The sequence below is a fragment of the Streptomyces sp. NPDC102259 genome, from assembly GCF_044766465.1.
GTDB lineage: Bacteria > Actinomycetota > Actinomycetes > Streptomycetales > Streptomycetaceae > Streptomyces.
In genome coordinates, this window is record NZ_JBIWMA010000057.1 from 1 (window position 1) to 10,164 (window position 10,164).

A 10,164-nucleotide genomic window follows, 5' to 3' on the forward strand; every position below is an offset into this window, starting at 1 on the left:
AAAACACCACCGGTCATGAAGTGATGGCCGACTCCCTGTGTGACGGACGGGATGGCGAGGCAAGGAGCACCTCGCCGTCACCGCCAAGTACCGGCCTGACGCCCCCTGTTGCGTTGGATACACGGGCTGCGCGGGGCATGATCACTTCATGGTCGACTATGTGCCCTCCCCGGATGAGGTAGCCGCCGCACAGTCATCGAATGGCGGATGGAGCAGGAAGCAACTCGCAGAGTGGGGGATCCCCTGGCCTCCGCCGGCGGGCTGGCGCCGTTACCTGGAGGCGAAGTGGAAGGGCGACGAGGTCGGACCGCTGCCCCGTGATGAGCCGGAGCAGGACACCCTGTTCTGAAGATCTGAAGAGCGGCGTCGGCCCACCGCAGGAGCATCGTCGGCACCCTCGTGACCGGTCGTCCGCTGGAGCGTGAAGGCGGCACTACCTGGCCACCTTCCACGTCATCGGGCGGTGGATCGAGGAGTGCATGGTGGAGGCGAGGTCTTGACCTCACCCACGCCGCTGGTGCCAACGGCGCCTTGGCCGGACCGCCAATGCGTCAGCCCGGACCTTGGCCACGAATGCCCTGTCGACCTTCCAGGCTGCCGCCCGCGGTGAGTGCGGCTGGTGGGTCGAGGGCTGTCCTCACCGTCAGTAAAAAAGAGCAGGAGTTGACGGGATCAGCCCCACGGGGTTGGTCCCGTCGGCATGACGACCAGCATGAACGACTTCTGGGACGAGGTCATTTCAATGGAGTTCGGCGTGGCGCTGCTGGGTGCCCTGGCCGGGGGCGCATTCACCGTCGGTAGCGGTCGAGGCCTGGGCGAGCCGGTCGAGCTCCTTCCACGGAGTGGCGGTAGCGGACCGCGTCACCAGTTGGTCGGTGAGCCGGGAGGGACAGCGGCGCGTAGAACCGCCACACCTGCTTGCCGAACTGCGCCTCGCCCGCACCCTCGCCGCACAAGCCGACAAGGGCGAACCGCAGGCCGTCCTGCGCGCGCCCGCCGCCGAGCAGTACCTCAGCGACGCCGGCCACAATCGGCCCGCTCACCGCCTGACGACACCTGATACAGCACCGAATGTAACGGCTGCTACATTCAGCGTTGTGTCGAACATGGAACCGGGGAGCCGCTGGCTCGTCCTCGTGATCAAACTGCCCGCAGAGCCCTCCCGGCACCGGGTCGCCGTCTGGCGGGAGTTGCGCAAGGCCGGCGCGCTCTCCCTCGGTCAGGGTGTCTGGGCCGTGCCGGACGTGCCGCTCTTCGCCGACGGCATCGAGCGGGCGGTGACGCTCACGGAGCAGGCCGGCGGGCAGGCCGTGTCCCTCAGCGCGTCGGGGCGCAGTACCGAGGACGCCACCCGTTTCCAGGCGATGTTCACCGCTGCCCGGTCCGCGGACTGGGCGGAGTTCCTCGCCGACTGCGGCAAGTTCGAGCAGGAACTGGCCAAGGAGATCCGGATCGCCAAGTTCACGCTGGCCGAGTTGGAGGAAGAGGAGCAGTCGCTGGAACGGCTGCGGCGCTGGCACCGCGATCTGACCGCGCGGGACGTCTTCGGCGCTCCGGAGGCGGCCGAGGCAGGCCGGCGGCTCAAGCAGTGCGCCGCCGACTGCGAGAACTACGCCGAGCAGGTCTTCGCCGCCCTCCACCAGACACCCGAGGCAGACCGATGACCGCACCCTCCGCCCCCGCCCGGCAGATGTGGCCGTTGTACGCGGCCGGGTTCACCACCGCGTTCGGCGCGCACGGCATCGCCGCCAGTCTCGGCGGCCACTCCGACGACGCGGTCACGTCCCTGCTCGTGCTCGGTGGCCTGCTCGCCCTCTACGACGGCGCCGAGGTGCTCCTCAAGCCGCTCTTCGGCACCCTCGCCGACCGCGTCGGCGCCCGCCCCGTGCTGCTCGGCGGCCTCGTGGCCTTCGCCGCCGCGTCTGGGCTGTACGTCGTCGCCGACAGCCCCGGCTGGCTGTGGGCCGCGCGCCTCGGGCAGGGAGCCGCGGCCTCGGCGTTCTCGCCGTCCGCCTCCGCGCTGGTCGCCCGGCTGAACCCGGCGGCGAAACACGGGCGGGCCTTCGGCAGCTACGGCTTCTACAAGTCCATCGGCTACACCCTCGGCCCGCTGCTCGGCGGCGTGCTGGTGTGGGCCGGGGGTCTGCGCCTGCTGTTCACCGTCCTGGCGGCACTCGGCGCGGCCGTCGCCGTCTGGGCTGCGCTTGCCGTTCCCGTGACCCCGCCGCTGCCCAAGGCCCGCCAGACGGTTCTCGACCTGGCCCGGCGGCTGGCCGACCCGGTCTTCCTCGCCCCGACGGCCGCGCTCGCCGCGGCGACCGCGGCCCTGTCGGTCGGGGTCGGTTTCCTGCCGGTCTCCGGCCGCGCCGCCGGGCTGGGCACCATCGCGACCGGGGCGGCGGTGTCGGTGCTGGCCGGCTGCGCGGCCGTCGTCCAGCCTCGAGCCGGGCGCGCTCTGGACGACGGGCGCCTCACCACCCGGACCGGCCTCGCCGCGGGGCTCACGGTCACCGCGGCGGGTCTGGCCTGCGCAATGCTGCCCGGGCTGGCGGGCATCCTCCTCGGCGCGGCCCTGATCGGCACCGGTACGGGGCTGATCACTCCCCTCGGCTTCGCCGCGCTGGCCGCGAGCACTCCTGCGGAGCGTCTCGGGCAGACCATGGGCGCCGCCGAACTGGGCCGGGAACTGGGCGACGCGGGCGGCCCGCTGCTTGTCGCCGCCGTCGCCTCGTTCGCCACGCTCACCTACGGCTTCGGGGCGCTCGCCGCGCTGACCGGGATCCTGGCGGTGGCCGCGTTCCTGCACCGTCGCCCGGTGTCGTCCGTACCCCAGCCGGGGACGGAGAGGTGAACCACCGGACGCGCCGGGTCAGTTCTGGTGGGTGCGCTGCGGCGGACGCCGGCCGGTGAACACGGCGGCCAGGACGCCGAGGGCGATGAGCACGTAGAGCCGGTAGCGGCTGATCTAGTCCGCCTGCCGAGAGACGGCGCCGCCACAAGCGCTGATCGCGGTCTGTGCGGGCAGGGCCCTGCCCGCGGCGCGCGCCGACAGCGTCTACCCGCCTGCCGTGCGGGGTGGACCTGACGGCTGCCGCACCAGCGAGTCCGCACGTGGAGCACCCTTCGGAATACCCCCTAGGGGTATATGGTTGGCCATGTAGGGGCCTGGGAACAGCCCCCTGGACGGGACGGAAATGGGGATGACGACCATGGACCACAACGCGCACCACCACACCGAAGCCCACGCGCCTGCCGCGCACGCTGATGAGAATCACGGCGCACACGGCGGCGCCCACCAGCACGGCGCGTCGTGGCCGATGGCAGCGAAGGCGACCCTGCACTGCCTGACCGGATGCGCCATCGGCGAGATCCTCGGCATGGTGATCGGCACCGCCCTGGCGTGGGGCAACGCCCCGACGATGGTGACGTCGATCGTGCTGGCCTTCGTGTTCGGCTACTCGTTCACGCTCTTCGCGGTCCGCCGGGCGGGCCTGGCCTTCAAGACCGCGCTCAAGGTCGCGCTGGCCGCCGACACCGTGTCGATCGCCATCATGGAGCTGGTCGACAACGGCATCATCGCCCTGGTGCCCGGCGCGATGGACGCCCACCTGAGCGACGGACTGTTCTGGTCGTCGCTGCTGGGCGGCTTCGTGATCGCGTTCGTGATCACCACTCCGGTGAACAAGTGGATGATCGGCCGCGGCAAGGGCCACGCCGTCGTCCACGCCTACCACTGAACGGCCACCGCGGCCGGGGCGGCCCCAGCCATCGGGGGCGCCTCCCGCGGTGTCCGTTTGCGCCTCGCGGCCACCGCGAGAGCAAGGAGCCCCGCGGTGCGGGCCGTCCGACGCCGTCATAGCCCCGCCCGTTCATGCCTGTCCGCACTCGGCAAGGCGAAGTCCGCGACAGGCGGCCTATACCTGCCCGGGGTATGGTCTGAATCCGAGCAGCACCGTCAGAGCGAGGGAGAGAAGTTGACCGGCGGCCAGGCAGGTACGCGAGGCGCCGCCCGTCTGCTCGTCGTGTGCGCGGTCCTTGTGGGCCTGTTCCTCATGCACGGCTCCCCGGCTTCTGCCGCCGAGGGCTGCCACGGTGCGGTCTCCCCGTCAGCTGCCATGGCAGGGCACGACCACGCCGCCTTCAGCCAGGCTGTGCCGGCCGCCGGCCACGGCCCGGCCGGACTGGTCGCCCTCACTCCGATGAGCGGTGCGCAGTGTGTGTCCACTCCCGCGCCGGAGCGGATCACCGTGCCTGCTCCCGGCCTGGTGGCCATCGCCGGACTTTCGGCGCTGGCCGCAGCGCTGCTGGGGCGCATGCGGGCAGCCGGCGGCGGGATCGGACGCCGCGGTCCGCCGGACGGCGGGCGGGATCTGCTGCTTCGGGTCTGCATCGCGCGGACGTGAGGGGCACCGCCGACGTCCCGGCCACCGGCCGGGACGCGGCGCCGCGCCCTTCACACCTTCGCGCGCCTCTGCGCGGTGCGCCTGCTCGGAAAGACCTCACAGATGCCCGCTTCCACTCGTTTCCCCGTCCGGCGCCGTGCCCTTGCGGCGGCCGGCACAGCCGCCGCCCTGGCCCTGGCCGCCTGCGGCTCCTCCAGCAACTCCTCCATGCCCGGCATGGACCACGACACCCACTCCTCCGCCTCCCACAGCACGTCGCCGTCGTCGTCGATGAGTGACATGCCCGGGATGGACCATGGGTCCGCCGCAGAAACCCGCCTCGCCGACCACCAGGACGGCTACCGCCTCACCTCCGCGGCCGCCACTCTGGCGTCCAGGAAGCCGACCGCCTACCGGTTCACCATCACCGGCCCGGACGGCAAACCGGTCACCGGCTTCGCACTCGACCAGACCAAGCGGATGCACTTCTACGCCATCCGCTCCGACCTGACCGGCTTCCAGCACCTCCACCCCTCGATGGCCGCCGACGGCGCCTGGACCGCGGACCTGAGCGCCCTGGCCCCCGGGGCGTGGCGGATGTTCGCCTCCTTCACCCCCGACAGCGGCAGCGGCAAGGGCAAGGACTTCGTGCTCTCCCGCACCGTCACCGTGCCCGGCACCGCCGCCATCACGCCGCTGCCCGCCCCGGTCACCACCGCCCAGGCCGACGGCTACACCATCACCGTCAAGGGCAAGCCGATGGCCGGCATGGCGCATCCGCTGACCATCTCCCTCTCCAAGGACGGCAAGCCCGTCACCGACCTCCAGCCCTACCTGGACACCTACGCCCACCTGACCGCCTTCCACGAGGGCGACCAGGCGTTCGCCCACGTCCACCCCACCACCGAGGCCACCGGCGACAACGGCGGGCCGGACCTGGCCTTCCATGCCGAACTGCCCACCGCGGGCAACTGGCGGCTGTTCCTGCAGTTCCAGACCGGCGGGAAACTCCACACCGCCGCTGTGACCCTGCGCGTCGGCTGAACCATTGCGGGCGCCGCCCTCCACAGCGGCGTCCGCACCGGCTGACGCAGGGCCCGCGTTTCGTTCAGGGACGCGGAGCTGCGCTCCGGCTGTCGTGGCGAGGCGCACCGGGCGGCGCGGGCCGCGGCGTCTGCTGGGTGTCCGGTCGGCTGCATGTGTATCAACAACAAGACAGTCGCGAGCACCATGATCAGTCGAGGAAGGCCTGGTCACTCTCGCCTGCCCGGCGGCGTTGCCGTATCGCACGAAGCTGTTGGTGGCGTGGGACCGCGCCATGCGGCCCAAAGTTCAACGCCCTGCGGCGGTTGGTCCCGTTCTTGACGGGGGTGAGGCGTCGGCGAGGCCGGCGCCCGCTCGCCGCGCCCGGCGCAGGGCACCCAGCACCAGGGTGGCCGGCAGCGGGGCGGCGACGTCGTGACCCATGGCGTCGGTGACGGAGAGCTGGACGGCGTCCCGGTCGATGACGTAGTCGAAGGTGTCACCCCCGACGTGGACGCCAGGCTCCAGCGCCCCGGCCACCGCGAACTGCGCCGCCTCGCACGCCGGCGAAACGGGGAGCAGCCGGTGCTGGATCTCTGCGGCCAGGCTCAGCGGGACAGTGCGCCGGTCCCACTGCGACGGCGGCTCACTCCTGCCCGTCGGTCAGACGGTTGCGGGGGCCCCGAGCATCGCGGAAGCCTCCTGGAACGCGCTGAGCGTGCGCGTGGTGCGCGTGGGTGCAGCGGTTTGGGCCTGGTCACGGCAGGTGAAGCCGAGCTGGGTCATGGCCCGCAGGACTTCTCCGGCGCTGAAGTCGCGGCGGTCCTGGCCGGTGACGACCTGTCCGACCTGCTTGACGGGGTAGGTGCGACGGCCGACGATCACGGACTCCCCGAGGACTTCCTCGGGCTTGACGCCCTTCATAGATTCCAGGACGCCGCTCTTGGTGAGGTCGAAGGGGAAGCGGGCGATGACACAGCGCATGATGCCTCACAGGAGTAGAACGAGGGGGTGGTTCTGCCGCGGTTGAGGCGGTTCAGCGGGCCAGGGCGAGGACGCCCAGGGCATTGCCGTGTTCGTCGACCACGGGCAGGGCATCGAGGCGGCGGTAGCGCATCGCGTGCTCGGCTTCGGTCATCGTGGTCACGGGTGAGGCGAAGGGCCCCGGGTCGACGAGGATGTCCCTCAGCTGGACCCGGTCGGTGTATACGGAGCTGTCGCGGACCGCGATGAGATGCGCCTGGGTGAGAAGTCCGGTGCACACGCCGTCGTTGTCGCAGACGACCAGGTGTGCGGTGCGGGCGCTCGCCATGACGGACAGGGCCACCTCGACGGTCATGTCGTCGCAGACCTGCGGTCCGGCGGTCTCCATGGCGTCGGCCACTGTCCTGGGCACGGGGGCGGCGCCCGTCGAGCGGGGCTGCATCTGAACCATCGTCACAACGTGCCTCCTGCAGAGGTGGGCCAGATTCCAGAACCTGAACACGAAGTCCTTACGCCGCCGCGTCGAACGAGGACTGCCGGGTCCTGCGCCGGGTGACCGAGGCGGGGCTGCGTCGGCCGCGTGAGGACGACGTGCTGCGCTGGCGTCGCTCGGCGACCGGCGCGGTGATCGTCACGGGGATGCCGGAGGGCGTCCGGGCGCCGGTGATCTGGCTGAGTGCCTCTTCGCCGGCGCGGACCTGGGTGGTCTGGGGCATGATGCCGGCGGCGGTCATGAGACGGGTCATGTCGCGGCGCTGGTTGGGGGTGACCAGGGTGACGACGCTGCCGGACTCGCCGGCGCGCGCGGTGCGGCCGCCGCGGTGCAGGTAGTCCTTGTGGTCGGTCGGCGGGTCGACGTTGACGACCAGGTCGAGGTTGTCGACGTGGATGCCGCGGGCGGCGACGTTCGTGGCCACGAGCACGGTGACGTGCCCGGTCTTGAACTGGGTCAGGGTTCGGGTGCGCTGCGGCTGTGACTTGCCGCCGTGCAGGGCGGCGGCCCGCACCCCGCTGTTGAGCAGGTCCTGCGTCAACCGGTCGACGGCGTGCTTGGTGTCCAGGAACATGATCACCCGGCCTTCGCGCGCCGCGATCTGCGTCGTCGTCCAGTGCTTGTCCGCGCCGTGGACGTGCAGCACGTGGTGCTCCATCGTGCTGACGGCACCCGCGGACGGGTCGACGGAGTGGACGACCGGGTCGGTGAGGTAGCGGCGGACCAGGCGGTCGACGTTGCGGTCGAGGGTGGCGGAGAACAGCATCCGCTGGCCCTCGGGGCGGACCTGGTCCAGGAGCGCGGTGACCTGGGGCATGAAGCCCATGTCGGCCATCTGGTCCGCCTCGTCCAGGACAGTGATGGCGACCTGGTTCAGCCGGCACTCCCCGCGGTCGATGAGGTCCTTGAGCCGTCCCGGCGTCGCGACGACGACCTCGGCACCGCTGCGCAGCGCGTTGGCCTGCCTGCCGATCGACATTCCTCCCACGACCGTGGCAAGACGCAGCTGCACCGAGCGGGCGTAGGGGGTGAGGGCGTCGGTCACCTGCTGGGCCAGCTCACGCGTCGGCACGAGGACCAGGGCCAGCGGCTGGCGGGACTCGGCGCGCTGTCCGGCGGTGCGGGCGAGCAAGGCCAGGCCGAAGGCGAGGGTCTTGCCGGAACCGGTGCGCCCGCGTCCCAGGGCGTCGCGGCCCGCGAGGGTGTTGGGCAGGGTCGCGCCCTGGATCGGGAACGGAACGCTCACGCCTTGCGCGGTCAGCGCGGCCAGCAGCTGCTTGGGCATGTCGAGGTCGGCGAACGCCTCGACCGCGGGCAGCGCGGGAGTGATCGTCTCCGGCAGGGCGAACTCGCCCTGCACCGCTGCGGGCCGCCGGCCGTAGCCGCCCGAACGGCTCGGACTCCCGGAACGGCTCGGGGCGGATGATCCGAAACGGCTGCCCCGCTTCGAACCGGCGCTGGAACCGAAAGCGGGGCCGTCGCCACGGCTGCGGCGGGAAGAGCGGTCATTGGTACGTACGGAGTTCATGGAGAACCTTCCTTGATACGGCACGTATCAAGGAATTCTCGCAGCGAAAGCACCGCGGGGAATTACAAGAACGGACCGAATGGACGCGAAAAAGAATCTGGAGTGCAGTAGATCTGGCGCGGATTGCATCGACGAATTTCTGACGTCATATGGACGTGAGACCCGGACGCCTACCGCTTGCGCCTTGGACGAGGGGCGCGTCCCTGGACGAGGGACCACGGACGCTTTGCGTCCCGCAGGTCGCACCACTGCGGGACATGTCCGTAGCTGGGGCCCGCACCCCGAGGGATGCGGGCCCCAGCTACGAAGTGCGCGTCAGCGTCAGGCGAGGACGATGTTCTCGGCCGTCGGACCCTTCTGGCCCGCCGCGATGTCGAAGGTGACCTTCTGGCCTTCGAGCAGCTCGCGGAAGCCCTGGGCGGCGATGTTCGAGAAGTGGGCGAATACGTCAGCGCCCCCACCGTCCTGCTCGATGAAGCCGAAACCCTTGGCCGCGTTGAACCATTTCACAGTGCCTGACGCCATGTCATATCTCCTCTTGGGCAGTACGCCGGACCCGCGATGCACGGGTACCGGGTCGCCGCGATGATGCCCCGTCCGGAAAACGACCGGCAATACGAAAACGCCGACAGCAGCTGAAAATGCCGATGCAGGCGCTTGAAGTTTTTGGGAACCACAACTGCAACTGAGATCGACAGTAGCATGAGTTGGCGGGCCGAGTACGGTAAATGGCTCCGTGCTGCTGATTGCAGCAAAAACACTTTCCGTGCGACGTGTCAAACCCTCACCTCGCGACGATAGATATTGACCCACCCGAAGCACAGCGTTTCAGGAACAGCGGCCGCCGTTAAGCGCTCAGAAGAGCCCGCATTCCGGTGGAGATTTCCTGCCAGGCGTGCACCCGGGTGGCCCATGCGCCGGTATCGCCGCGGATCCGCGCCGCTGGTGGGGCGAGCGGGCGGGCCGGCAGGCGTGCGGTGATGTGGCGGTCAGTAGGTGGCCAGGAAAATGGCGATTAGCGCGCGGCGAAGGCTGCCACGGTCCACGCGTGGAACACCTCGTGGAAGCCGGACCGTCGGCCCGGGCCACGTCGTCCACGACACCGTGAACGTCGCCATGCGGGCGGCATCGTCCGCCCGGTCCAAGCGGGTGGTCCGGTCGGTGAGGACGTCAGCCCCGATGAGAGCTTCGCGTTCGTTGCCGGCGCTGAGGTCGGGGAGCAGGCCGAGCGGCGGCGTGTGGGGCCGGACGAGCATGACCTGAAGTGATCCTCTTCAGGAACAGCCTGGCGCCCCGTCCTCCGCGATGGTGCAGGGGGGCGGGGCGCGCCGGACGAGCTGACGGCACTGCAACCGCCGTTCACGCTCTGCGCGATCAGGTCGCCGATCTGCTTGTCGGCCGCTTCGACGGCGCGGGCATAGGCGCAACTCGTCTGCTGCGACCCTTGCCCGCGGCGGGCGCGCTCGATGAGGCGGCTGAGCCGGTGTCCCCGTCGGTGCCGTTGCAGGCGGAGAGCAGGAGGACCCCGGTGGCCGCGAGAGCGGCGAGCGAAGTGGCACGGGTACGGAACATGAAAGCCCCCGGTGATGGTGTCGCGGTCGGCTGCCCCGGCGCTTCCGGGGCTGACATCCCTGCTACGGAGCCCATTGCGGATGCGTTCTCTCGTCCGACCGCCTGAGACACAACGGTGATGTATCCAGGACTCGCCACGGACGGACGGGACGGCCCAGTCGCCTGACGAGGCGTCAGGAGTA

At 70.6% G+C, this 10,164-nt stretch carries 11 protein-coding genes and 1 pseudogene; 5 read left to right on the top strand and 7 right to left on the bottom strand.

The features are described from left to right. Positions 1-739: 739 nt before the first annotated feature. On the bottom strand, positions 740-865 hold the full coding sequence (locus tag ACIRPU_RS44090; protein ID WP_403878822.1) for a hypothetical protein: 126 nt from the start codon (positions 863-865) through the stop codon (positions 740-742). A gap of 241 nt (positions 866-1,106) precedes the next feature. Here ACIRPU_RS44090 and ACIRPU_RS44095 point away from each other — a divergent pair, with 241 nt between their 5' ends. The 5 genes from ACIRPU_RS44095 (at position 1,107) to ACIRPU_RS44115 (ending at position 5,426) form a co-directional block, all read left to right on the top strand. Further along, positions 1,107-1,664, top strand: coding sequence for a Chromate resistance protein ChrB (locus ACIRPU_RS44095; protein ID WP_403878844.1), 558 nt, complete (start codon positions 1,107-1,109; stop codon positions 1,662-1,664). 26 nt (positions 1,665-1,690) lie between these two features. Then, positions 1,691-2,851 carry an MFS transporter gene (locus ACIRPU_RS44100; RefSeq protein ID WP_403878847.1) on the top strand — a complete coding sequence of 387 codons (1,161 nt, stop codon included), beginning with the start codon at positions 1,691-1,693 and terminating at the stop codon, positions 2,849-2,851. Positions 2,852-3,209: 358 nt separating this feature from the next. Beyond that, complete coding sequence (locus tag ACIRPU_RS44105; RefSeq protein WP_403878850.1) at positions 3,210-3,737, top strand: DUF4396 domain-containing protein; 528 nt, start codon at positions 3,210-3,212, stop codon at positions 3,735-3,737. A gap of 237 nt (positions 3,738-3,974) precedes the next feature. Then, entirely contained in the window at positions 3,975-4,403 is a 429-nt protein-coding gene (locus ACIRPU_RS44110) for a hypothetical protein (RefSeq protein WP_403878825.1), read from the top strand. A 102-nt stretch (positions 4,404-4,505) separates the two neighbouring features. After that, the gene (locus ACIRPU_RS44115) at positions 4,506-5,426 is read left to right on the top strand and encodes a hypothetical protein (protein ID WP_403878828.1); all 921 of its coding nucleotides are present in this window, start codon (positions 4,506-4,508) and stop codon (positions 5,424-5,426) included. 333 nt (positions 5,427-5,759) lie between these two features. On the opposite strand, the pseudogene ACIRPU_RS44120 reads toward ACIRPU_RS44115, so the two are convergent. The 6 genes and pseudogenes from ACIRPU_RS44120 to ACIRPU_RS44145 all read right to left on the bottom strand — a co-directional run. After that, positions 5,760-6,041: pseudogene (locus ACIRPU_RS44120) on the bottom strand (serine/threonine-protein phosphatase); the annotation flags it as partial. Between the two features lie 27 nt (positions 6,042-6,068). Beyond that, the gene (locus ACIRPU_RS44125; protein WP_403878832.1) at positions 6,069-6,389 is read right to left on the bottom strand and encodes an SCO5918 family protein; all 321 of its coding nucleotides are present in this window, start codon (positions 6,387-6,389) and stop codon (positions 6,069-6,071) included. 52 nt (positions 6,390-6,441) lie between these two features. After that, positions 6,442-6,846, bottom strand: coding sequence for a CBS domain-containing protein (locus ACIRPU_RS44130; protein ID WP_403878835.1), 405 nt, complete (start codon positions 6,844-6,846; stop codon positions 6,442-6,444). Between the two features lie 52 nt (positions 6,847-6,898). Continuing rightward, positions 6,899-8,410 (bottom strand): DEAD/DEAH box helicase, encoded by a 1,512-nt coding sequence (locus ACIRPU_RS44135; protein WP_403878838.1) that lies wholly within the window; start codon positions 8,408-8,410, stop codon positions 6,899-6,901. 321 nt (positions 8,411-8,731) lie between these two features. Next, a complete protein-coding gene (locus ACIRPU_RS44140; protein WP_007387007.1) occupies positions 8,732-8,935 on the bottom strand; it encodes a cold-shock protein in 204 nt (67 codons plus the stop codon). Between the two features lie 464 nt (positions 8,936-9,399). After that, positions 9,400-9,666: a hypothetical protein gene (locus tag ACIRPU_RS44145; RefSeq protein WP_403878841.1), complete on the bottom strand. Its 267-nt coding sequence runs from the start codon at positions 9,664-9,666 to the stop codon at positions 9,400-9,402. Positions 9,667-10,164 lie beyond the last annotated feature (498 nt).

Excerpts from the sequence above, each read along its gene's own strand:
- ACIRPU_RS44095 (WP_403878844.1), top strand. The coding sequence starts at position 1,107 with ATGGAACCGGGGAGCCGCTGGCTCGTCCTCGTGATCAAACTGCCCGCA.
- ACIRPU_RS44100 (WP_403878847.1), top strand. The coding sequence starts at position 1,691 with ATGTGGCCGTTGTACGCGGCCGGGTTCACCACCGCGTTCGGCGCGCAC.
- ACIRPU_RS44105 (WP_403878850.1), top strand. The coding sequence starts at position 3,210 with ATGGACCACAACGCGCACCACCACACCGAAGCCCACGCGCCTGCCGCG.
- ACIRPU_RS44115 (WP_403878828.1), top strand. The coding sequence starts at position 4,506 with ATGCCCGCTTCCACTCGTTTCCCCGTCCGGCGCCGTGCCCTTGCGGCG.
- ACIRPU_RS44125 (WP_403878832.1), bottom strand. The coding sequence starts at position 6,389 with ATGCGCTGTGTCATCGCCCGCTTCCCCTTCGACCTCACCAAGAGCGGC.
- ACIRPU_RS44135 (WP_403878838.1), bottom strand. The coding sequence starts at position 8,410 with ATGAACTCCGTACGTACCAATGACCGCTCTTCCCGCCGCAGCCGTGGC.
- ACIRPU_RS44140 (WP_007387007.1), bottom strand. The coding sequence starts at position 8,935 with ATGGCGTCAGGCACTGTGAAATGGTTCAACGCGGCCAAGGGTTTCGGC.
- ACIRPU_RS44145 (WP_403878841.1), bottom strand. The coding sequence starts at position 9,666 with ATGCTCGTCCGGCCCCACACGCCGCCGCTCGGCCTGCTCCCCGACCTC.